Origin of the sequence: Phenylobacterium sp. (genome assembly GCF_965284355.1) — a bacterium.
Classification (GTDB): domain Bacteria; phylum Pseudomonadota; class Alphaproteobacteria; order Caulobacterales; family Caulobacteraceae; genus Phenylobacterium.
On sequence record NZ_OZ260078.1, the window covers coordinates 4,454,240 to 4,475,408 of the forward strand.

The 21,169-nt window shown below is 68.1% G+C and carries 19 protein-coding genes; 8 read left to right on the forward strand and 11 right to left on the reverse strand.

Annotated elements, in window-relative coordinates:
• Positions 1 to 291: 291 nt before the first annotated feature.
• The 3 genes from ACQ66R_RS21815 to ACQ66R_RS21825 are packed head-to-tail and all read left to right on the forward strand — an operon-like array spanning position 292 to position 3,692.
• The gene (locus tag ACQ66R_RS21815; RefSeq protein ID WP_430425507.1) at positions 292 to 1,896 is read left to right on the forward strand and encodes a flavin monoamine oxidase family protein; all 1,605 of its coding nucleotides are present in this window, start codon (positions 292 to 294) and stop codon (positions 1,894 to 1,896) included.
• Positions 1,897 to 1,922: 26 nt separating this feature from the next.
• Positions 1,923 to 2,399, forward strand: coding sequence for a Rid family hydrolase (locus ACQ66R_RS21820; RefSeq protein WP_430425509.1), 477 nt, complete (start codon positions 1,923 to 1,925; stop codon positions 2,397 to 2,399).
• Between the two features lie 54 nt (positions 2,400 to 2,453).
• On the forward strand, positions 2,454 to 3,692 hold the full coding sequence (locus ACQ66R_RS21825) for a M24 family metallopeptidase (protein WP_430425511.1): 1,239 nt from the start codon (positions 2,454 to 2,456) through the stop codon (positions 3,690 to 3,692).
• Between the two features lie 161 nt (positions 3,693 to 3,853).
• Here the strand turns inward: ACQ66R_RS21825 and ACQ66R_RS21830 are convergent, their stop codons facing one another.
• From ACQ66R_RS21830 to ACQ66R_RS21850, 5 genes are all read right to left on the reverse strand, one after another.
• Positions 3,854 to 4,861: an NAD-dependent epimerase gene (locus ACQ66R_RS21830; protein ID WP_430425513.1), complete on the reverse strand. Its 1,008-nt coding sequence runs from the start codon at positions 4,859 to 4,861 to the stop codon at positions 3,854 to 3,856.
• A 71-nt stretch (positions 4,862 to 4,932) separates the two neighbouring features.
• The gene (locus ACQ66R_RS21835) at positions 4,933 to 5,763 is read right to left on the reverse strand and encodes a glycosyltransferase family 2 protein (RefSeq protein WP_430425515.1); all 831 of its coding nucleotides are present in this window, start codon (positions 5,761 to 5,763) and stop codon (positions 4,933 to 4,935) included.
• A gap of 83 nt (positions 5,764 to 5,846) precedes the next feature.
• Positions 5,847 to 8,231 carry a TonB-dependent receptor domain-containing protein gene (locus ACQ66R_RS21840; RefSeq protein ID WP_430425517.1) on the reverse strand — a complete coding sequence of 795 codons (2,385 nt, stop codon included), beginning with the start codon at positions 8,229 to 8,231 and terminating at the stop codon, positions 5,847 to 5,849.
• Between the two features lie 57 nt (positions 8,232 to 8,288).
• A complete protein-coding gene (locus ACQ66R_RS21845; protein WP_430425519.1) occupies positions 8,289 to 9,272 on the reverse strand; it encodes a FecR family protein in 984 nt (327 codons plus the stop codon).
• A 97-nt stretch (positions 9,273 to 9,369) separates the two neighbouring features.
• The gene (locus ACQ66R_RS21850) at positions 9,370 to 9,915 is read right to left on the reverse strand and encodes an RNA polymerase sigma factor (protein ID WP_430425521.1); all 546 of its coding nucleotides are present in this window, start codon (positions 9,913 to 9,915) and stop codon (positions 9,370 to 9,372) included.
• A 493-nt stretch (positions 9,916 to 10,408) separates the two neighbouring features.
• Between ACQ66R_RS21850 and ACQ66R_RS21855 the strand changes: the two genes are divergently transcribed.
• Positions 10,409 to 12,271 carry a phosphoenolpyruvate carboxykinase (GTP) gene (locus tag ACQ66R_RS21855; RefSeq protein WP_430425523.1) on the forward strand — a complete coding sequence of 621 codons (1,863 nt, stop codon included), beginning with the start codon at positions 10,409 to 10,411 and terminating at the stop codon, positions 12,269 to 12,271.
• A 183-nt stretch (positions 12,272 to 12,454) separates the two neighbouring features.
• On the opposite strand, the gene ACQ66R_RS21860 is transcribed toward ACQ66R_RS21855, so the two are convergent.
• The 3 genes from ACQ66R_RS21860 to ACQ66R_RS21870 form a co-directional block, all read right to left on the reverse strand.
• Positions 12,455 to 14,392 carry a polysaccharide biosynthesis protein gene (locus ACQ66R_RS21860; RefSeq protein WP_430425524.1) on the reverse strand — a complete coding sequence of 646 codons (1,938 nt, stop codon included), beginning with the start codon at positions 14,390 to 14,392 and terminating at the stop codon, positions 12,455 to 12,457.
• A 232-nt stretch (positions 14,393 to 14,624) separates the two neighbouring features.
• Positions 14,625 to 15,320, reverse strand: coding sequence for a TorF family putative porin (locus ACQ66R_RS21865; RefSeq protein WP_430425526.1), 696 nt, complete (start codon positions 15,318 to 15,320; stop codon positions 14,625 to 14,627).
• Between the two features lie 183 nt (positions 15,321 to 15,503).
• Complete coding sequence (locus tag ACQ66R_RS21870; protein WP_430425528.1) at positions 15,504 to 16,304, reverse strand: SDR family NAD(P)-dependent oxidoreductase; 801 nt, start codon at positions 16,302 to 16,304, stop codon at positions 15,504 to 15,506.
• Between the two features lie 59 nt (positions 16,305 to 16,363).
• On the opposite strand from ACQ66R_RS21870, the gene queF reads away from it, so the two are divergent.
• Positions 16,364 to 16,819 carry a preQ(1) synthase gene (queF, locus tag ACQ66R_RS21875; protein ID WP_430425530.1) on the forward strand — a complete coding sequence of 152 codons (456 nt, stop codon included), beginning with the start codon at positions 16,364 to 16,366 and terminating at the stop codon, positions 16,817 to 16,819.
• A gap of 323 nt (positions 16,820 to 17,142) precedes the next feature.
• On the opposite strand, the gene ACQ66R_RS21880 is transcribed toward queF, so the two are convergent.
• Positions 17,143 to 17,757 (reverse strand): nitroreductase family protein, encoded by a 615-nt coding sequence (locus ACQ66R_RS21880; RefSeq protein WP_430425532.1) that lies wholly within the window; start codon positions 17,755 to 17,757, stop codon positions 17,143 to 17,145.
• Between the two features lie 83 nt (positions 17,758 to 17,840).
• Here ACQ66R_RS21880 and ACQ66R_RS21885 point away from each other — a divergent pair, with 83 nt between their 5' ends.
• The 3 genes from ACQ66R_RS21885 to ACQ66R_RS21895 all read left to right on the forward strand — a co-directional run bounded on the left by ACQ66R_RS21885 (position 17,841) and on the right by ACQ66R_RS21895 (position 19,585).
• Positions 17,841 to 18,455: an NUDIX domain-containing protein gene (locus ACQ66R_RS21885; protein ID WP_430425533.1), complete on the forward strand. Its 615-nt coding sequence runs from the start codon at positions 17,841 to 17,843 to the stop codon at positions 18,453 to 18,455.
• A gap of 30 nt (positions 18,456 to 18,485) precedes the next feature.
• Positions 18,486 to 19,316, forward strand: a complete 831-nt coding sequence (cysE, locus tag ACQ66R_RS21890; RefSeq protein WP_430425535.1) for a serine O-acetyltransferase — start codon at positions 18,486 to 18,488, stop codon at positions 19,314 to 19,316.
• A 62-nt stretch (positions 19,317 to 19,378) separates the two neighbouring features.
• Positions 19,379 to 19,585, forward strand: coding sequence for a DUF3126 family protein (locus ACQ66R_RS21895; RefSeq protein ID WP_293360389.1), 207 nt, complete (start codon positions 19,379 to 19,381; stop codon positions 19,583 to 19,585).
• 225 nt (positions 19,586 to 19,810) lie between these two features.
• Here ACQ66R_RS21895 and ACQ66R_RS21900 read toward each other — a convergent pair whose 3' ends face one another.
• Both ACQ66R_RS21900 and ACQ66R_RS21905 read right to left on the reverse strand, forming a co-directional pair.
• Positions 19,811 to 20,359 (reverse strand): SOS response-associated peptidase, encoded by a 549-nt coding sequence (locus ACQ66R_RS21900; RefSeq protein ID WP_430425537.1) that lies wholly within the window; start codon positions 20,357 to 20,359, stop codon positions 19,811 to 19,813.
• 56 nt (positions 20,360 to 20,415) lie between these two features.
• A complete protein-coding gene (locus ACQ66R_RS21905) occupies positions 20,416 to 21,060 on the reverse strand; it encodes a S24 family peptidase (protein ID WP_293360392.1) in 645 nt (214 codons plus the stop codon).
• Positions 21,061 to 21,169: the final 109 nt, after the last annotated feature.

Consider the following 21,169-nt stretch of genomic DNA (forward strand, 5'->3'; position numbering starts at 1 on the left):
CGATCGCGGGACTGCTTCTCAACTGATCACATCTGCGGCCAGTATGATCGCAATAGAGGCAGGGATACTGTATTGAGCGCCGACGAAGAATCCGCAGTTCCTGCGAATTCTCGACTTTGTCAATTCGACGAGGCCGTCAATTGTCGAATTGTTGCGCAGCCGGCGCCTCTTCCGACCGCAGGACTCACGACTTGGCGGCGATCCTGGCCGACCGGCTTGTCAGGCCTCCCGCCCCCGATCCGACTGAAGGCGTTCGCCGTGTGGCGGAGGCGTCAGAGTTCGGAGTGGGTCATGGGTCTTAGTCGTCGCGGGTTCCTGCAACGCATCGGTATGACCGGCGGGTATGCGGCGACATACTCGGCGATGGTCAGCCTGGGCCTGATGGCGGTTCCGGCCAGGGCGGCGCCGCTGGCGCTGCCGGCCAACCTGGGCGCCGGCAAGAGCGTGGTGGTCCTGGGCGGCGGCATCGCCGGGCTGACGGCGGCCTACGAGCTGGAGCGCTCGGGTTTCAACGTGACGGTGCTGGAGGCGCGCGCCCGGGTGGGTGGCCGCAACTGGACCCTTCGCTCCGGCGACAAGATCGAGATGGTGGGCGAGGCCACGCAGACGGTGGCTTTCTCGGACCGCCTCTACATGAACGCCGGCCCGGCCCGCATTCCGAGCCATCACACCGGCCTCTTGGGATACTGCGACCGCCTGGGCGTGCCGCTCGAGGTGGAGATCAACTCCAGCCGCAGCGCCTACTTCTGGTCGGCGGGCTCGAATGGCGGGCGGCCGATCCAGATGCGCCAGGGGGTGAACGACACCCGCGGCTATATTTCCGAGCTTTTGGCCAAGGCGCTGAACAAGGGGGCGCTGGACCAGGACCTTACGGCGGAAGATCGCGAGCGGCTGTTGCCGTTCCTGCGCGCCTACGGCGACCTCGACGAGAACATGGCGTTCAAGGGCACCGAGCGGTCGGGCTTCGCGCAACTGCCGGGGGCGGCCGACCAGTTCGGTAAGGGCCGGGATCCCTTGCCGCTGAAGGAACTGCTGGCCAACGAACAACTCCGCGCCACGCTGTTCGAGGACCAGTTGTACATGCAGGCGACCATGTTCCAGCCGACCGGCGGCATGGATCGGATAGCAGCGGGCTTCCAGAGGGCCATCAGGAGCCCGCTGATCCTCAACGCCGAAGTTCTGGAGATCCGCCAGGGCGCGGCGGGCGTGGAGGTCGCATGGCGCGATCGCACGAGCGGGGCGAGCCAAGCCACGCGCGCCGACTTCGCCATCGTCACGATCCCGCTGAACATCCTGGCCAAGGTCGACACCAATTTCGACAAGCCGGTGAAGGCCGCGATCGCATCGGTGCCCTACGACTACTCCAACAAGATCGGCTTCGACGCGCCGCGCTTCTGGGAAAAGCAGCAGATCTACGGCGGCATCTCTTTCGTCGGCGGGGACACCAGCCTGGTCTGGTACCCGTCGAACGACCTCCACACGGCGCGGGGGATGCTGCTGGCCTGCTATGGGTCAGGACCGAACGCCAAGGGCTTCGCGGCTCGGCCGCTGGAGGAACAGGTGGCCATCGCCCGTGGCGTCGTGGGACGCCTGCATCCTGGGCACGAGGGCGAGTTGACCAGCCCTGCGGTCGTGAACTGGAGCAAGATCCCGTTCAACCTCGGGCCCTGGCCGGCTTGGGAGGGGCAGGGCGGCCAGGAGGGCCATCTGGACCATCCTGCCTACAGGTTGCTCAACGCGCCGCACGGACGGGTCTATTTCTCAGGCGCCCATCTGTCTCAGATGCCCGGCTGGCAGGAAGGCGCGGTGCTCTCGGCGCATCGTACCCTAGGCCAGATCGCGTCGCGCGTGTCACAGTCGGTGGCGGAACGCCGCGGCGCGCGGCCTGCGGCCTGAGACCAATTCACCTAGGGGATAATCGAATGCGTAACCTGCTGCTCCCGGCCGCCCTGGCCGCCCTTGCGTTCGCCGCCGGCTCGGCCAGCGCCGAGAACACCCACATCAACCCGAGCAACGGCTTCATCTCCTCGGCCGTGAAGGTGCCGGCCGGGTCGGAGATGCTCTACGTCAGCGGGATCACGCCGGAGACTGTGCCGGGCGCGCCGGCGGATCGCTCGTTCGGCGACACCAAGACTCAGACCGACAGCGTGCTGAAGCGGATCGGCGCGATCCTCACCGCCCAGGGCTATGGCTGGGAAGACGTGGTCATGATGCGTGTCCTGCTGGTGGGCGACCCCACCAAGGGCGGCGGCATGGACTTCGCCGGCATGATGGAAGGCTACAACGCCGTCTACGGCAGCCTGAAGAAGAAGCCCGCCCGGATCACCTCGCAGGTGGCCGGCCTCGTCCGTCCGGGCATGATGGTCGAGATCGAGGTCCAGGCCGCCAAGAAGCCCTGACCGGCGACAAGCGTTGGCTTGAGCCCCGGCCAGAGTCGCGCGAGCTTGCGCCGCATGGATCGTCGCAAGTTGCTGGCGCTGGGCGCTGCGGGTTTCGTGGGCGCCGGCTTGGCCGCGCCGGGGTTCGGCTGGACGCAGGAACTCTCGCCTCTGCCGAACCCTCCCGCGCCCATCGGGCGTGAGGAGCGGGCGGCGCGCATCGCCAAGGCCCAGAAGCTGATGCGGGAGCAGGGCTTCGGCGCGCTGCTGGTCGAGCCCGGGTCGAGCCTGATCTACTTCACCGGCGTGCGCTGGAGCCGCAGCGAGCGGCTGACCTGCGCGCTGATCCCCGCAGAGGGCGAGGTGTGCATCGTCACGCCCTTCTTCGAGGAGCCGTCGGTGCGCGAGAGCCTGGGCGTCGCGGCCCAGGTGCGCACCTGGCAGGAGCACGAGGACCCGACGGCCCTCGTTGCTGGCTGGCTCAGGGAAAAGAAGCTGGGCTCGGCGGTGGTCGGGATCGAGGAGACCAACCGCTACTTCATCGTCGACGGCCTGAAGAAGAACCTGCCGACGGCGACCCTCAAGAACGGCGCCCCGGTGGTCCGCGGCTGCCGGATGATCAAGACCGCGCCCGAGATTGCGCTTATGCAGCGGGCCAGCGACATCACCATGGCCGCCTATCGCCACACGATCCCGAAGATCGAGGCGGGCATGACCCCTCGCGACATCGGGGCGATCATGAACCGCGCGACGGCGGCGCTGGGCGGCGAGCCCGAGTTCGCCCTGGTCCTGCTGGGCGAGGCGTCGGCCTATCCGCACGGCTCTGGCAAGCCGCAGACCGTGAAGCCGGGCGAGGTGGTGCTGATGGACTGTGGCTGCACGTTCCGCGGCTATCAGTCGGACATCTCGCGCACCTTCGTGTTCGGTGAGGCGACGGCGCGGCAGCGCAAGGTGTGGAACGAGGTCAAACGCGGCCAGGAGATCGCCTTCGAGGCGGCGAAGCTGGGCGTATCCGCCGGCAGCGTCGACGATGCGGCGCGGAACTACTACGTCAGCCTGGGCTACGGGCCGGACTACAAGCTGCCGGGACTGTCGCATCGCACGGGCCACGGCATCGGCATGGACGGCCATGAGCCGGTGAATCTGGTGCGCGGCGAGACGACCAAGCTGGCCCCCGGCATGTGCTTTTCGGACGAGCCGGGCATCTACATCCCGGGCGAGTTCGGCATCCGGCTTGAGGACTGCTTCCACATGACGGAGCAGGGGGCGGAGTATTTCTCGCAGCCGTCGGTGTCGCTCGAAACGCCGGTCTAAGCCCGCAACACCAGGAAGAGGTAGCCGTAGGCGTCAAGGTGGGCGCGGCGGAAGTCGATCTCGTCGCCGATTTCGGCCGGCGCCGCTTCGGCGATCCGGTCGCCCGCGAGTGGACGCCGGAGAACGCCGCTCGCTGCGCGGCCTCCGCGAAGTCCATCGGCTCAGACCCCGTAGTACTGGCGATACCAGTCCACGAAGTGCGCGACGCCCGTCTCGATCGAGGTGGAGGGGGCATAGTCCAGGACGGCGCGGGTCTCGGCGGTGTCGGCCTCGGTGGCGGTGACGTCGCCGGCCTGCATGGGCAGGAAGTTGATCAGCGCCTTCTTCTGCAGCTTCTGCTCCAGCACCTCGACGTAGCGCATCAGCTCTTCGCGGCGGCCGGCGCCGAGATTGAGCACGCGCCACGGCGCTGCGCTGGTGGCCGGGTCAGGGTTCGTCGCGTCCCAGCCGGGGTCCGCCGCCGGGGGGCGGTCCAACGCGGCGACCAAGCCGTCGACGATGTCGTCCACGTAGGTGAAGTCGCGCTGCATCTTGCCCTGGCCGTACACGTCGATCGGCTGGCCCTTGAGGATCGCGTCGGTGAACTTGAACAGGGCCATGTCGGGCCGGCCCCAAGGGCCGTAGACGGTGAAGAAGCGGAAGCCCGTGGCCGGGATGCCGAACAGGTGGGCGTAGGCGTGGGCCATGCTCTCGTTGGCCGCCTTGGTGGCGGAGTAGAGCGTGATCGGGTGGGTGGCCGCGTCGTGGACGCTGAACGGCATGTTGGCGTGGTTGCCGTAGATCGAGCTGGTCGAGGCATAGAGCAGGTGCCGCGGCGGATGGGCGCGGCAGCCTTCCAGGATGTTGAGGAAGCCCACGACGTTGGAGTCGACGTAGGTGTCGGGATTTTCGAGGCTGTAGCGCACCCCCGCCTGGGCGGCGAGGTTGACCACGTGACTGGGCTTCGTCTCGGCGAAGACGGCGGGCATCCGCTCACGGTCGGCCAGGTCGAGCTGCAGGTGGCGATAGCCTGGGTAGCCCTGCAGGATCGTGAGCCGCGCGGCCTTCAGCTTGGGGTCATAATAGGAATTGAGGCTGTCGAGGCCCACGACCTCATCGCCGCGGTCCAGGAGCCTGCGGCTGAGGTGGAAGCCGATGAAGCCGGCCGAGCCGGTGACCAGAATCGCCAAGACGTCGCCTCAGATCTGCGGGGTGCGCAGAGGTGGGCCTAGAGGAGTCCGGGTTGCAAGGCCCTTAAGGTTCAGCGGGTTCCGTAGCGCAGGTCGCGCAGACGCGACACACGTGTGGCGGTCTCGGCGGCGACCGCAGCCTTGCGGGCCTCCAGCACTTCCCGCGCCCGCGTCTGGGCCAGCAGCGGGAACGTCGCCGACAGGGTGGCGACCAGCAGCCCCATCCGGCCCTCGCGCCAGCCGCCCCGCAGTACGAATCCCTGCGCGAACAAGCCGGCTCCGGCGAGCATGCTCTGGATGACCCAGGGTTGGCGCTTACGGTCGGCGATGTCCTCGGCGGCGATCTCGGTGAGACGGTTGAGACGCTCGACCAGCCCGCCGGTGTCCCGGCCCAGGATACGGCGGACTGCGCCTTTGAGCGCGCCGCCCGAACGACCCGAGAGCGTGGAGGGCGCATGCAGGCGCCGCGCTTGCCAGCTCTTCAGGCCGCGCTTGTAGAGGCGCACTTCACGGCGCGCGCTGAGCTGGCCGGCCCAGCCGTCGCGGACCAGGGTTTCGCCTACGTAGTTGTCGATGGGCAGGTCGTAGTGGTCGCCGTCCTGGCGCATCTGCAGGACCGCGCGAATTTCCCAGGCCAGATGGGCGTCGACCAGTTCGTCGGGCTCGATCTCAAGGATCCAGTCGCCGGTGCAAGCCGCGACGCCGGCCGCCTTGCGCTGGCTTTCCAGCGGAAAAATGCCGTCGATCACCACGCAGCCGTTACGGCGCGCAATCTCCTGCGAGCGATCGGTGCAGCGGTCAGCGACCACCACGACCTCATCGCAAAACGACAGCTTGCGCAGGCAGTCGGATAGCTGCGTGTCCTGGTTCTGCACGCATACGAAAGCGGATAGCTTAACCACCGCGGAACCCCGTCCCCGAACCCATCACTGGATAAGACGCCGCCCGAGGCCCCAGCCCCCCAAGCGTGGCTTTAGGATTTTGTTCAGAATGTCGACCCGAGTCGTAGGCCGACCGTGCGGGGGCGCTGAGGCGTGGCCTGGCGGACGCCGTTGTTGCCGCTGAAACTGAATGGATTGCCGTAGGCGAACGTGTCGGCGTCGTAGTCGAAAGGGTTGGTGACGAAGGCGGTGATCCGCCAATGGTCGGTCGAGAGCTCGGCCGCCACCTTGGAGCGCAGATAGTTGTCTGTGCGGGCGGTAGAGGCGGCATCGAAGCTGATGCGCGAACGGCCCACGTAGCTGGCCTCGCCGACGAGCCGCAGCGAGAACCGATCGTCCAGCGCACGCTCGTAAACGGCCAGGATGCCCCCGGAGGTGTCGGGCACGCCCGGAAGGTCGTTGGACACGCGGTTCGCAAAATCAGGGTTGAAGTTGCGAACGGACGAGTTCGAGACCAAGCCATTCAAGGCCACGGTCAGGCCCCAGGACCACTCGTAGCTCAGCTCGCCCTCCAACCCCAGGATGCGCGCATCGCCGACATTGGATGTGAACGGGAGACCCGAGGCCCGGTACTGGTCCGTCTGCACGTTCGACCAGTCGCTGTAGTAGGCGGCGGCCCGGACGGCGAGTCGGCCGTCCATTCGGCGCAGCTTCACGCCGGCCTCGAAGTTCCGCAGGCGATCGGGCGCGAAGACGGCGCGTTCGGCCCGGATCGGGAAGAATCCTGACGAATTGAAGCCGCCGGGCCGGTAGCCCTCGCTTATGAGACCATACACCAGGTCCCCATTGTCGAACTCGCGCTGCACCGACAGCTTGGGCGAGAAGCCGTCGAAGCTGTCCTTGCGATCGAACGCTCGCGGTCCGAGCAGGGCGACCACAGCGGCCGTGGTGTGCACGTTCGTGGCGAACAGGCGTCCGCCGGCCGTCGCGCTCCAGCCGCCGCCGAGGTCGTAGGTGGCCTCGGCATAGAGGGCATACTCGCTGAGGCGATCCTTGCGGTCCTCAGTGTAGGCGGTGGCGACGCCCACGCCCGACCCGACAGAGGTTAGAGCGTCCAGCCGCGACGGCGCCCGCTCGACGGTGCGCGCGGCATTGACCCCGGCCAGCCAGCTGAACCGTCCCGCGCCCGACGAGCGAACCACGAGATCCTGCACAAGGATGTTGGCTCGCGTCGTCTCGACGTAGGCGCCGAGCGCGCCCAGCGGGACGGGGGACAATTCGGGCAGGCGGGCGGTCGCGTCGAACTGGCTCGAGAACACGTGGTGCACGTAGTTGGTCGATGAGGTGATGCTGCCCCAATCAAACTCGCCGTGGGTGGTGACGCCGGCGTAGGCGAAGTCGTTGTTGTGGGTCTCGCGGATCTCGCTGCGGCGCGCTGTCGGAGCGCCCGGCGTGCTCATGGCCGAGGTGACATACTGGGTATCGTCAGAGCGCAGGTGCTGGGTCGCGGCATGGGCGTCCAGCCGCCAGCTGTCGTTGAAGCGGATTCGAAGCGCCACCCGCCCGCCGTCGCGACGCGTCTGATCCACGTTGGGCACCCGCAGGTTCACGTCGTCGAGGTACCCGCCCTGCACCTCCTCGTAGGCCACAAGGCGCAGCCCCACATGATCCTTGATCAGGGGGATGCTGAGATAGCCGTCCAACTCGTGGCTTTCCTCACCGCCTTCAGTGTGGGCGATGGTGGCCGAGCCGCCGAACTCGAAGTCCTTCAGGTCGGGCTTGGTGGTGACGATGCGATAGACGCCCGCGACCGCGCCCGAGCCGTACAGTGCGCCCTGTGGGCCCCGAACCACCTCGACCCGGTCGATGTCGACCAAGCGCAGGTCGGGATCCGGCGCATTGTAGTTGACCGGGGCGTCGTCGAGGTAGGTGCCGACGGTCGAGCGGGTGCGGCCGGTGAAGGCGCCGTCCGAGAGCCCGCGGATCAGAAGCTTGTCGCGACCGGGGCCCAGATTGGTGGTCAGGACGCCGGCCAGCTGGCCGACGGTCTGGCCGACGTCGTTGGCGCGGGTGGCGCTGATCTGATCGCGGGATATCGCGCTGACGCCGGCGGGCAGGCGTTCCAGGGCCACGGGGCGCTTCGTGGCGGTGACGACCACCTCGGCCACGATGGAGGGCGGGCGGCTGGGATCTCGCTGGGGCAGAGCCTGGGGCGGCGGCGCGGCCGGGGAAATGCGCACCGTGCGGGCGTCGACGATCCGGTAGCGGCAGGGTGCGCCCGCCAGCAGCTGTTCCAGCGCCTGCTCAAGGGTGTAGCGGCCGGTGAGGGCGGCCCGGCCGCCGGTCCCGCAGCTGGCGGTGCCCAGAACCGAGACGTTGGCCTGCAGGCCCAGGTCGATCAGGGCGTCGGCGTAGGAGCGGGGCGGAATGGTGAAACGATAGCGCGCGTCGGCGGCCTCAACGCGCCCCGCTCCGCAAGCGAGGGCCACGCCGCCCAGCAACACCGATAGAGGCAGACTTCGCCTCGGTATTGTTCCACGCCCTTGTCAGCGGTCGGACGCAACATCGCGCCGCAGAACCACGCCCGCGTCGGAACGTACCGCTCTTATGGGAACCAGCAAGGCCAGGCGTTGGATTACCGCCGCCTGATCGTCCATGACCAGTACGCCGGAGATGGGTGTGCGGGCCAAAGCCGGGTCTTCGATGCGGATCGGCGTCGCAAACTGCTGGTTGAGATCGGCGACGACCTCACTCAGCGGCTGTTCGCGATAGACCATCCGGCCCTGACGCCAGCCCAGGACCTCTTCGGCCGTCGCCGGGGCGATCTGGGCGATCGTCGCACCCTCCCGATGATCCAGGCGCTGACCCGGGTGCAGGCGATAGGCGCGGCCCGGCGCGCCCTGGGCAGGGCGTACTTCCACGGCGCCGCGCGCCACGGTGACCGACAGCTTGCCCTCCAGGCGGCGGACGTCGAACTGGGTGCCCACGACGCGGACCGTCCGGTCGCCGGCGGCGATCGTGAACGGGCGGTCAGGCGCATGGGCTACGTCGAACACGGCCTGGCCCTGGTCGAGGCTGACGCGGCGGGCGTCGCGGTCAAGGGTGACGGTGAGGCGGGTGCCGCCGTTGAGGTCGATGGTCGAGCCGTCCGCCAGTTGCACCGTGCGCCGCTCGCCCTTGGCGGTGACGTAGGTCTGGGTGTCGGCGGTCGCGAATTGCGGGGCGATGACGACGGCCAGCGCCGCGGCCGCAGCCATGGCGCCGACACCCATCACCGCGCGGCGACCGTAGGCCGGCGGCGGCGAGCGTCGTGCGCCAAGCTCCCGGGTGACCGCCTCTCCGGCGGCGGCATAGGCTTGAGAAACCGACAGGGCGGCGTCGAAGGCCAGCGCGTTCTCCGGCCCAGCCGAGAGCCAGCCATCGAAAGCGACGGCTTCGGCATCGGTCAGATCGCCGGCTTCCAGGCGCACGACCCATGCGGCGGCGTCTTCACGCCGCGCATCGTCGCCATTTCGCCAAGCCTGGACCATCAGCCCTTCCGCCAACCCCGCGATGCGGGTCCCGTTGCCTCGTAAGACGTCACCGACCGCGCTCGCCCCCACCTTGTTTGATACAATTTCTGGTAGATCAACGGCCCAGCCTCGTGGTGAGGGCCTTCAAGGCGGCGGAGATATGCTTCTCCACGGACTTTACCGAGATTCCCATCACCCGGGCGGTGTCGGCGTGGCTGCGCCCCTCCAGCTTATGCAATCGGAAGGCGCGCTGCATCTGCGGCGGCAGCTCAGCCACCGCCTCGACCAGCTGGCGCAGGCGCTGGCGCGAAGCGGCCACTTCGTCGGCGGGCGCCTGGTCGGCCACGTCGTCGCCGCCCACGGTGTCGTGGGCCACCACACGCCAGGCGGTCTCGCGGGCGACGGAACGGGCCTCTCCGCGGGCGCGGTCCAGCATGACGTTCGTCGCGATCCTATAGATGAGGGCGACCGGGTTCTCAGCGGTCACTGTTGGGTCGCGGGTGGCGAGCTTGACGTAGAGTTCCTGCGCCAGGTCCTCGGCGGCGGTGACCGACCCGGTGCGCACGGCAAAGAACCGGACCAGGTTCGTCCGGCGCTCAAGGTAGATTTCCAGGAGCGGGTCGGTGGGGCGCTTGGCGCCGAAGTCGGCCACGATGCTCATGCCGAGGGCCGCCCATGGGGGCTGAGCGACGGCATGGGGCGCGGTTGATCCATAGGTCCGTGGCGCGGCGGCTGAAATTCCAGTCCCAGACATGCCCCATTACGGAGCCGCCGCCAACGTCGCGTGGCGTCGCGGAGTGGGGGGCGGTCGCGATCGGCGGCGTCTTGATCACGACGACACGAGGATTGCGGCGCGCGTCGCCGGCCCTGGGGCGTGTCGTCACGGCGTGCGGGTCGCGGGGGAGCGGCCCGCACGTCCCCTTCCACGGCCTCTGATTCGCGAGAGATGGACCGCCGGCGCCCTCCGCGGTGGGGCGCCGCTGGGTCACGCCGCTATTTCCACAGGCGAAATCGGCTGATCACGTCGAGTCGACCGGCTGACAGTTGGCCCACGGTATGCAGACCAGCAATCAGTCAGTATGACGTTTGCTCTCGGTAAGAGAGCGGGCGGGCCAGCCTGTTGTGCCAAAATGGGGTTCGAGGAGTCGTCTTTCATGAGCCTGAAGACCGTGCCGGGACTCGAACCCGCGCCGACAAAACACGCCAAACTCGTACAGTGGGTGCGTGAGATCGCGGAGATGACGCAGCCCGACCGTGTGGTCTGGTGCGATGGGTCCGATGAAGAGTGGACCCGCCTGACAGGCGAACTGGTGGCCGGAGGCACGCTGAAGCCCCTGAACCCGGCAAAGCGTCCCAACTCCTTCTACGCCGCGTCCGATCCGCGTGACGTGGCGCGCGTCGAGAGCCGCACGTTCATCTGTTCGGAGAAGGCCGAAGACGCCGGCCCGACCAACAATTGGCTCGACCCGAACGAGATGCGCTCGGACCTGAAGGACCTCTTCAAGGGCGTGATGCGCGGCCGCACCATGTATGTGGTGCCGTTCTGCATGGGCCCGCTGGGCTCGAAGATCAGCCAGATCGGCGTCGAGATCACCGACAGCGCCTACGTGGCCGTGTCGATGAAGATCATGACCCGCATGGGCAAGGGCGCCCTGGACATGCTAGGCGACGACGGTTTCTTCGTCCCGGCGGTGCATACGGTGGGCATGCCGCTGGTGGACGGCGTCAAGGACGTCGCCTGGCCCTGTAACGAGATCAAGTACATCGTCCACTTCCCGGAGACGCGCGAGATCTGGTCGTACGGCTCGGGCTACGGCGGCAACGCCCTGCTGGGCAAGAAGTGCTTCGCGCTGCGCATCGCCTCGGTCATGGCCCGCGACGAGGGCTGGTTCGCCGAGCACATGCTGATCCTGAAGCTGACGTCGCCGGAGGGCGCGGCCAAGTACATCGCCGCTGCGTTCCCCAGCGCCTGCGGCAAGACCAACATGGCCATGCTGCAGCCGACGCTGCCGGGCTGGAAGGCCGAGACGATCGGCGACGACATCTGCTGGATGCGCTTCGGCGATGACGGCCGCCTCTACGCGATCAACCCGGAAGCGGGCTTCTTCGGCGTGGCGCCGGGCACCGGCGAGGTGACCAACAAGAACGCGGTCGACGCGCTCTGGGGCAACTCGATCTTCACCAACGTGGCCCTGACCGACGATGGCGACGTCTGGTGGGAAGGCCTGACGGAAGAGCCGCCGGCGCACCTGATCGACTGGAAGGGCCGCGACTGGACCCCCGACAGCGCCGAGCCGGCCGCGCACCCGAATGCACGCTTCACGGTCCCGGCCTCGCAGTGCCCGGTGGCCGCGCCCGAGTGGGAAGACCCCGCCGGCGTGCCGATCTCGGCCATCCTGTTCGGCGGCCGCCGCGCCTCGGCGGTGCCGCTGGTGACCGAGGCCAATGACTGGCAGCACGGCGTGTTCATGGCCTCGAACGTGGCCTCTGAAGGCACCGCGGCGGCCGAGAACGCCATCGGCGAGCTGCGCCGTGACCCGTTCGCGATGCTGCCCTTCTGCGGCTACAACATGGGCGACTACTTCGGCCACTGGCTGAAGATGGGCGAGACCCACGACGCCTCGAAGCTGCCGCAGATCTACTTCGTGAACTGGTTCCGCAAGGACGAGCGCGGCAAGTTCGTTTGGCCGGGCTACGGCGAGAACAGCCGCGTGCTGAAGTGGATCGCCGAGCGCCTGGACGGCAAGGCCGAGGCGGTCGATACGCCGATCGGCCGCGTCCCCACCAAGGCCAGCCTGGACCTCTCGGGCCTGAGCCTCACGGACGCTCAACTGAACCTGCTGCTGACCGTCGATCCGGCGATCTGGACCAAGGAAGCGGCCCTGATCCCCGAGTTCTACGAGCGCTTCGGGGACGCCACGCCCAAGGCGCTGTGGGACGAATACGAAGCCCTGGTGGCTCGCCTGCAGGCCGCGGCCAATGACGCCGAGGGCGAGCGGATCGTGGCGGCCGAGTAGGCCGCCGCATCCGGTCCTGAATCGAGAAGGCCGCGGGTTCGCCCGCGGCCTTTGTCGTTGTGGGCGCTTAGAGCGCATCCCGCCGAGGATGAGGCGCCGCAGGCGATGAAGGGTGCGCTCCAGCAGGAAGACGACGAGCCCGTTTCTCCCGGTTGGCTTGATTCAAGCCAACCGGGACGGGCTCTAGCTGCCGGAGCCGGCGATCACGCGGAGGCTGGGCTGGCCGGCCGGCTTCTCCCCGCGGACCTGCGCGACCAGCTCGAACAGGGCGCGGCGAACCTCTTCGGACGGGCCGTCGCGCGCGATGCGGGCGAGATCTTCCAGGTGGCCGGCCGTCATCCGTAGCGCCGAGTTGGAGATCACCTCCAGCACCTTGGGCGCGGCGGGCAGCGAGGTCTCGGTCTCATCCAGCAGGGCCTCGGTCAGCTTCTCGCCGGGGCGCAGACCGGTGATCTCGATCTCGATGTCCCGGCGGCCGCTGAGCGCGATCATCTGGCGGGCGAGGTCCAGGATGCTGACCGGCTCGCCCATTTCCAGCAGGAACAGCCGCGAGTCGTGGCGGTCGTCCTCATGGCAGGCCGCCGTGGCATGCAGCACCAACTGGGCCGCCTCGGGGATGGTCATGAAGAAGCGGGTCATCTCGGGGTGGGTCACGGTGAGCGGCCCGCCGCGCTCGATCTGCGACTTGAAGATCGGCACCACCGAGCCCGACGACCCCAGCACGTTGCCGAAGCGCACGGCCGAGAAGCGGGTGTCGCTGTTGCTGGTGGCCTGCTGGGCGTGGATCACCGCCTCGGCCAGGCGCTTCGTCGCGCCCATGACATTGGTGGGATCGACCGCCTTGTCGGTGGAGATCAGCACCATCTGGCCCGCGTTCGCGGCCTTCGCGGCCTCGGCGACGTTCCAGGTGCCCACGACATTGGTGAGCAGCCCCTCGCGGGGATGACGTTCGACCATCGAGACGTGTTTCAGCGCCGCGGCGTGGAACACGAGGTCGGGGCGCTCTTCCTGGAAGATCGCGACTGTCCTGGCGGCATGACGCACGTCGCACAGCACCGCCTTGACCGGCATGTGCGGGAACGTCTCGCGCATCTCGCGCTCGATCTCGAAGAGCGCCGTTTCGGAGAAGTCGAGGACGGTGAGGTGCGCGCAGCCGAAGTTCGCGACCTGGCGGCACAGTTCCGAGCCGATCGACCCGCCAGCGCCGGTGATGAGCACGCGCTTGCCGGCCAGGAGGTGGCTCACGGCCATCCGGTCGAGTTCGATGGGCTCGCGGGCCAGCAACTCCTCGATGTTGATGTCGCGCATCGGCAGCAAGGTGAGGCCGTCGTGCTGCGACAACTCGACGATGGAGGGCAGGCGCAGGAGGCGGATGCCGTCGTTCTTGAGGCGGCCCAGCTGGTCGGCGGTGAGACCCTTCAGCTTGCCAGGCTCTTCCAGGAACAGGATGGCGCGGGGGTAGCGGTTCCAGCGGCGCAGGTCGGCCAGCGCCTCGTCCAGGCGGTCGATGGCCTCGAGGATGCAGACACCGCGCACCTGGGCGCCCACGTCCCTGCGGTCGGTGCCGATGATGCCGACGGCGTTGAACGTGCGGTCGGGATCACGGGCGGCGTCGCGGAGATAGGTGTCGGCTAGCGACGGCGGGCCGATCAGCAGCAGGTGGGGGGCCTGGGTCAGGCGGTCGGTGATGGGCTTGAGCGGCGAGAAGCTCTCGAGCGCGTGCTCGTGCAGAGCGCGGCGCAGGATGCGGACGCCCATCGAAATGACCATCTGGAACAGCGGCGCCATCACCAGGGTGGAGCGCGGCAGGCCCTCGGCGCGGTCCAGCACGAAGACGAACAGTAGGAACACGCCGACGGTCAGGAGCGCGATGCGCGCCAGGACCAGGGCGTCGGGGATGGAGACGTAGCGCCAGGGCGAAAGCTCGCTCCTGAACGCCAGGCTGAAGGCCGCGGCGATCGCGGCGTAGAGGGCGGCGAACTGGAAGAAGCTGAGCGCGCCCGCCTCGCCGAACCCGAGCTCGGGCTGGGTGGGGGCGACGAAGAAGGCGATGGCGAAGGCGAGGGAGGCCAGCAGGGCGTCGAACACGACGGTCTGGGCCCGGACGGCCATCCGCTCCATGCGTCGCACTCCACTCACGTATCGATTCCTAACCATAAGCGCCGAGGGCGACGCCGCTAGCGAAACTTGGGGCCGTGGGGTGATTTCCGCGGCGCAAGCGCCCGAAATAGAACGGGAATGGGCGCTGAACGAGCGCAGGAACGTAGGAACTGGCGGCCGTCGGCGCAAACAGAAAAGCCGCCGCGGTGACGCGACGGCTTCCCTAGACCCCGAAGGGCTAATGTTCGGTGTGCTACCAGACGAACTTGATGCCGCCGACGACACGGCCTTCCGAGATCGCGCCGAACTTGTCCTTGGCGGTGTCCCAGTAGCGCAGGTCGAGGGCGATGTGGTCGGTCAAGGCGTAGCCGATGCCGGCGTTCCAGGTGGTGTAGCCGGGGCCCACCTCGATGTCCTGGCGGCCGAGGGCGCCCGAGACGCTGACCTTGGTGTCCGGGATGGTCACCGCGGCGTTGACTTCATAGTACCAGGCGTCGCCGGTGTCGCCGAAGAACTCAGGCGAGTAGAACACGGCGGCGCCCAGCGTGGCCGGACCAGCCGGCACCGAGGCGGCGAGCTTGGCTTCCACGTAGTCCTGGTTCGAGCCCTTGGGGCTGTCGACGTAGCCGTAGTAGATCACGCCTAGGTCGAAGGTGACCGGGCCGGCCGTCGGCTTGATGCCGGCGTAGAGGTCGTACTCGGCGTCAGTGCCATTGCTGAAGTCGACGTTCGAGACCCAGACGCCCGCGTAGCCGATGCCCATGGTGGCGTCGACGCCGCCGAAGACCGACGGGTCCTCGTCCGTCTGGCTGATGCCGCGGAAGACGTAGTCCGTGTTCGCGCCGATGTTGAACGAAAAGGACGGACCGGAGTCCTCCTGTGCGTTGGCGGCGCCGGCGAAGCAGAGCGAAGCGGCCGTGGCCGCCAGCGCGAGTTTGAGCGTTCTCATTTTTGATATCCCCTCTCAGTGTCCGACCAGTCGAGCCGGTCGGCGCAGCCATCGTCGTCTGCGCGGGCCGCAGATCAACGCGACGGGACGATGACAGCCCTGCCGTGGGAGGGGTGACCAAGGAATGGGCGCCTCAGTGCGTCGGCGCCTCAGAAATGGGCAGATGGGGCCTCCACCAATACCCTAGCGTGCAACGAGCGGCGCGAATCCCAGGTGAGAGCCGGCGTCGACGAGCAGCGTCTCTCCGGTCACATGACGCGAGTGGGGCGACGCCAGGAAGACCGCCGACACGGCGATATCCTCGGCGGTCGAGGCCGCCTTGAGCGGCGTCCCAGCCGCCGCATTGTCGCGGACCTTCGCGGCGGCGGCTTCACCCATGCCCTTGCCGAACCAGGGCGTGTCGATGAACCCGGGGCAGACCGAGTTGACTCGGATCTTCGGGGCCAGCGCGCGGGCCAGCGAGAGCGTCATGGTGTTGAGCGCGCCCTTGGACGCCGCGTAGGGCACCGACGAGCCGATGCCGGTGACGCCCGCGATCGAGGCGGTCATCACAACGGCGCCGGGACGGGGGCCGGCCTCCAGCAGCGCGCGGCAGGCGCGGACCATCTGATAGGGCCCGATCACGTTCACCGCGTAGAGCTTGTGGAAGTCGTCGGCGGACACGCCGTCGAGGTTCGCGTGGTTGTTGAAGGTGGTCGTGCCGGCGTTGTTGAACAACGCGTCGATCCGGCCGTAGGGCTCGGCGGCGGCGGCGATCCTGCGGCAGTCGTCGTCGTTGGCCACGTCGCCCTGGACCAGGACGGTCTCGGCGCCGTGGGCCTGGCAGAGGCGCGCCGTCTCCTCGGCGTCGTCCTTGTTGCGGGCGTAGTTGATGACCACGGCCTTGGCGCCGCGCGAGGCGACCTCGACCGCCACGGCCCGGCCGAGTCCGGTGGACGAACCCGTCACCACCACCACGAAGTCCTGATAGTCGCCCTGGGCCATCGTGCGCACTCCCGTTCGTTTCGTTGTTTGCAGGCGTACTACCCGCTAAACGCCAGGGCATGGAAGAGACCCATCTCACGCAGTTGGGCCGCGAGGTGCGGGGCTTTGACAGTCCCGAGACCGCGGTCCTGGAGCGCGTCCCCAATCCGCACCCCGACACGACCTATCTGGTCCGGTTCACATCGCCCGAGTTCACCTCGCTATGCCCGGTGACGGGACAGCCCGACTTCGCCCACCTGGTGATCGACTATGTGCCGGCCGAGTGGCTGGTCGAGTCGAAGTCGTTGAAGCTGTACCTCGGGGCGTTCCGCAATCACGGCGCCTTCCACGAGGACTGCACGGTGGCGATCGGCCGGCGACTGGTGGCGGAACTGTCGCCTGCCTGGCTGCGGATCGGCGGCTACTGGTATCCGCGCGGCGGCATCCCGATCGACGTGTTCTGGCAAACCGGGCCGGCGCCCGCCGGTCTGTGGATGCCGGACCAGGGCGTCGCGCCGTATCGGGGGCGTGGCTGAGCCAGCCCGCCGCAAGTTGCAAGATGGATACACTTGTGTGACCGCGGCAATACTGCTGCGCGACAAGCAAATGGTGAAGCTTTCCGGGGCGGTTTACAGAAAACCGGCGGGGAGTGTCTTGTGCAAATCGCAGGCGCCTTACTCTCGCGAGAGGCGAATTCGGCGCCGACTGCTGCAACCTCGCCCCTGCGGGCTTCCCAAAAGCTGGGGAGAGGCCTATACCTGACTTGCCCAATCTCTCCTCGGGCGTGTCACTTCAGGCCGGACGGCGCGACGCGTCGCCCGGCCGTCGTGTTTCTGGGCATTTCGTTTCGAGCCGGAACTCACGCCGTCCAACGCGTGACGAGCGGGGGGAGCGCCGGGCGTTCACGTTCCAGCGGGGCTTCCCTGGGCGTGCCCAGCAACATGACCCCGGCGACGCGCTCGCCGTCCTTCACGCCCAGGATCTCGCAGGCTTCGGCATCGTAGCTGTACCAGTCGGTGATCCAGTTGGCGCCGAAGCCCATGGCGAGCGCCGCGTACAGCAGGCTGGTACAGACGGCGCCGGACGACAGGACCTGTTCCCATTCCGGGATCGACGCGCCGGGGCGGGGGGACGAGATCACCACCACCGCCATGGGCGGGATACGCAGCTTTGCCAGCTTGGCGGCCAGTTGCGGCTCGCCCTTGCGGCCGGCGAGCTGTTCCAGGCGCTGGACCAGGTCGGCCTTGCCGCCGCCGTCCAGGATCAGGAAGCGCCACGGGGTCAGCTTGCCATGGTCGGGGACGCGGGCGGCGAGACGCAGAAGGTCGGCGAGCTGAGCCTCGCTGGGGGCCGGCGCGGCCAGGGTGGCGGCCGATGTCGAGCGCCGCAGCGCGAGGAAGTCGAGCACCTGGGGCGCCGCGGCGAACGGGAGGGCGTCGCCGAACGACGGCGCGGACGGGAGATCGTGATGCAAGGCAGGTTCCGGCGCTTAAGGATAGCGATACGAGCCCCTCTTTATGGGGGCGGAGACACGAACCGCAAGGCGAGGGAGCCGAGATGAGTGGCAAGCCGGGGTGGCTGCGGTCGCATGGAAAGCCCTGGGCGCGGGGCCCGGCGACGCCGATCTTCGACAATCCCTGGATCGCGGTCACGCAATATGCGGCGACGGCGCCGACGGGCAGTCCGGCCACCTACGGCCTCGTGAGCTTCAAGAACTACGCCGTGGCGATCCTGCCGCTGTTCGACGACGGCACGACCCTGCTGGTCGGCCAGCACCGCTTCCCGCTGGGGGACTACAGCTGGGAGATCCCCGAGGGCGGTGGTCCGCTGGACGTGGATCCGCTGGAGAGCGCCCGGCGTGAACTGGCTGAGGAGACGGGCCTGCAGGCGGCGGACTGGCGCGAGATCCTGCAGGTGCAGCTTTCGAACTCGGTGAGCGATGAGCGCGCCTTCGGCTACCTGGCTACGGGGCTTTCGGTGGCGGACGGGGACCATCACGCGGATGACACCGAAGCGCTGGAGAAGGTCCGCGTGCCGTTCCGCGAGGCGCTGGACGCCGCCATGGCCGGAGACCTGAAGGACGTGCTGACAGTGGCGATGTTGCTGAAGGCCTCCCATATGGCCAGGGAAGGGCATTTGGCGCCTGCGCTCGCGCGCGCCATACTAGGGTAGGGAGACGACCCCATGGGTCGGGAGGAACCGATGAGCCAGCGCCTGGAGGTCGTGAACCCCAAAGCGCCGCCGCCCGTATGGGCCGCGCTCCGCAACGAAGCTTACGCCGCCGCCAAGAACGAGGCGGCCCTGGCCAGCCTGTTGGCCGCGGTGATCCTGAACCACGACACGCTGGGCGACGCGCTGAGCTATCAGCTGGCGCGCAAGCTGGGCGACCAGGAGCTGCGGGCCATGAGCCTGCGCGACACCATCGAGGAAGCCTATGACGGCGACCCCGCACTGGTGGAGATCGCCGAGGCGGACCTCAAGGCGGTGTTCGAGCGCGACCCGGCCTGCAAGGGCTATGTCCAGCCGTTCCTCTTCTTCAAGGGCTTCCTGGCGCTGCAGACCCATCGGGTTGCGCACTGGCTCTATGGCGAGGGACGCCAGACGCTGGCGTTCTATCTGCAGAGCCGCAGCAGCGAGCTGTTTCAGGTCGACATCAATCCGGCCACGCGCATCGGCCGAGGCGTGTTTGTCGACCACGGCACCGGCATCGTGATCGGCGAGACCGCGGTGATCGGCGACGATGTCTCGATGCTGCAGGGGGTGACGCTGGGCGGCACAGGCGCCGAGCAGGGCGATCGCCACCCGAAGGTGGGCAAGGGCGTGCTGCTGGGCGCAGGCGCCAAGGTGCTCGGCAACATCAAGATCGGCGACTACGCGAAGGTCGCGTCGGGCTCGGTGGTGCTGAAGGACGTGCCGGCCGGCTGCACCGCGGCGGGCGTGCCTGCGCGCCTGGTCAACTGCCCGACCTGCGAGGAGCCGGCGCGCAGCATGGACCACACCCTCGCCGAGGCTGTGTACGACTACGTCATCTGAGGTTTCGCCGCCGCGCGGGTTTCTGTAGGTTCGCGCCGAAACTGACCTCGAGGAGCGTTCGCGTGGACGAAAGAGCTATCCGCAAGATCGAAGGGCATCTGCGCGGGACCTTCGCCAACGCGCGGATCACGCTGATGCCCCGTCCGAAACAGAAGGACAGCGCCGAGGTCTACGTCGGCGAGGAGTTCATCGGCGTGGTGTTCGAGGACGAGGACGGCGACGGCTCGTACGTCTTCAACATGTCGATCCTGGCCGAAGACCTGCCGTAGGCGACGCGACAAGTCTTCTTTCGCTGCGAAAGAGGCGGCGGCCGCAGGGCGCGCGCTGACCCCGGAGGGATTTCGCGCGCCGCAGGCGCTGCCATTTGAACCCCGGAAAACACAGAAGGCCACGGAAAGGGCTCCGCGGCTTGGTCTGCCTTCCGTGGTCTTCGGTGTTTTCCGGGGTTCGTTTCCAGCGCCGGCGCGCTATCGCGTCCGACGGACCCTCACGAGCTATCGGATTTGTACAACCTTCAACGTACCGGCCGGCGCGGGTGAGATGGGCGGCGCAGGCTGGGTCGTGTCCAGCCACTGGGCCCAGTGCTCAAGAGGCAGGATCACGATCTGGCGGTCGTGGTAGGGCGCGATGTCGGGTCCGGGCGGGCAGGTGAGCAGGGTGAAGCGGTCATCGCGGATCAGTCCGGCTACGCCCAGGAACGGCTGGCCGGCCGGGGTGAACCGCCACTTCGACTTGGGCGCCTTGGGGCCCGTGAACTCGAAGAAGGCGTCGATCGGGACCAGGCAGCGGCCTTTGGGAAAGCTGCGGTCGTCCGAGCGGAAGTTGATGATGGGCCCGCGCGGGCTCGGAAAACCCCAGCGCATCTGCTGCAGGTGGGCCCCGCCGTCACGCCCGGTGACGATGAAGCTTGGGTCGGTAGGGCGGATCGAGGGGCGCGGCTCCATGTTGGGCGCACCGCCGTCCCAGGCCAGCGACAGGTCCAGCTGGGCGAACTCCTTGAGCAGCTCGTCGAGCGACCGCTCCTGGGCGTATTCGTTGCACATGGGTTGACAATAAATCTACAGAAGACCCGGCGCCAAGCGCCGTAGGAAATATACGGTCAGGCCGCGCCGCGGATGATCCGGCGCGCCTGGAAGGGCGGGATGATGGCCGTGATGTGGGCCGCCCAGCGCAGCCGGGCGTCGCGCCGCATGGGGCCTGCGACGCTCTCGAGATCGTAGACGCCGGCGCGGGAGCCGCGGAGCAGGCGCTTGACCAGCACCTCGTCGGTATCGGTCTCGACGATCACCACCTGGCCCAGCATGTCGGGGGTGGGCGCGGTGCGCTGATCCTCGAAGTAGATCAGGGCGCCGTCATCGGCCAGGCCGCGCATCGAATGGCCCACGACCTTGAGGGCGCGGGCGCGGTCGGTGCCGCCCGGGGGCACGGGCGTGAGCTCGGCGGGATCCTGGCCCAAGGCGTAGAGGACCGTGCCGTCAGGATTGGCGCCCACCTGGCCGATCACAGGCACGAACCCCACGGGCGTCGTGGGCGCCATCGCACCGGCGGCGTCGTAGAGCCACTCGGCGCTGACCCCGAAGGCGGCCGCGTATTCCTTGGCGCGGCGATAGGAGAAGGGCGCGTTGCCGTTCTCGTTCGAGGCGAAGGTGTTGCGGCTCCAGCCGTGCGCATCCGCCGCCGCGGCGGCGGTTTCGAAGCCCCTGTCGATGCGGGCCTGCCTGAGCCGTTCGGCGCGACCGTCCATGGCTGTAGATTACATGCGGACCCGCTTGACTCAAGAAGGTGTAGAAAATATACAGAACGTATGGCGAACATCGAAGTTCTCAACTATTCCGTGCTCCGTTGCGGCGGAG

Excerpts from the sequence above, each read along its gene's own strand:
- ACQ66R_RS21825 (WP_430425511.1), top strand. The coding sequence starts at position 2,454 with ATGGATCGTCGCAAGTTGCTGGCGCTGGGCGCTGCGGGTTTCGTGGGC.
- ACQ66R_RS21850 (WP_430425521.1), bottom strand. The coding sequence starts at position 9,915 with ATGAGCATCGTGGCCGACTTCGGCGCCAAGCGCCCCACCGACCCGCTC.
- ACQ66R_RS21885 (WP_430425533.1), top strand. The coding sequence starts at position 17,841 with ATGAGTGGCAAGCCGGGGTGGCTGCGGTCGCATGGAAAGCCCTGGGCG.
- ACQ66R_RS21860 (WP_430425524.1), bottom strand. The coding sequence starts at position 14,392 with ATGGAGCGGATGGCCGTCCGGGCCCAGACCGTCGTGTTCGACGCCCTG.
- ACQ66R_RS21900 (WP_430425537.1), bottom strand. The coding sequence starts at position 20,359 with ATGTGCAACGAATACGCCCAGGAGCGGTCGCTCGACGAGCTGCTCAAG.
- ACQ66R_RS21865 (WP_430425526.1), bottom strand. The coding sequence starts at position 15,320 with ATGAGAACGCTCAAACTCGCGCTGGCGGCCACGGCCGCTTCGCTCTGC.
- ACQ66R_RS21815 (WP_430425507.1), top strand. The coding sequence starts at position 292 with ATGGGTCTTAGTCGTCGCGGGTTCCTGCAACGCATCGGTATGACCGGC.
- ACQ66R_RS21845 (WP_430425519.1), bottom strand. The coding sequence starts at position 9,272 with ATGGTCCAGGCTTGGCGAAATGGCGACGATGCGCGGCGTGAAGACGCC.
- queF (WP_430425530.1), top strand. The coding sequence starts at position 16,364 with ATGGAAGAGACCCATCTCACGCAGTTGGGCCGCGAGGTGCGGGGCTTT.
- ACQ66R_RS21870 (WP_430425528.1), bottom strand. The coding sequence starts at position 16,304 with ATGGCCCAGGGCGACTATCAGGACTTCGTGGTGGTGGTGACGGGTTCG.
- cysE (WP_430425535.1), top strand. The coding sequence starts at position 18,486 with ATGAGCCAGCGCCTGGAGGTCGTGAACCCCAAAGCGCCGCCGCCCGTA.
- ACQ66R_RS21855 (WP_430425523.1), top strand. The coding sequence starts at position 10,409 with ATGAGCCTGAAGACCGTGCCGGGACTCGAACCCGCGCCGACAAAACAC.
- ACQ66R_RS21905 (WP_293360392.1), bottom strand. The coding sequence starts at position 21,060 with ATGGACGGTCGCGCCGAACGGCTCAGGCAGGCCCGCATCGACAGGGGC.
- ACQ66R_RS21820 (WP_430425509.1), top strand. The coding sequence starts at position 1,923 with ATGCGTAACCTGCTGCTCCCGGCCGCCCTGGCCGCCCTTGCGTTCGCC.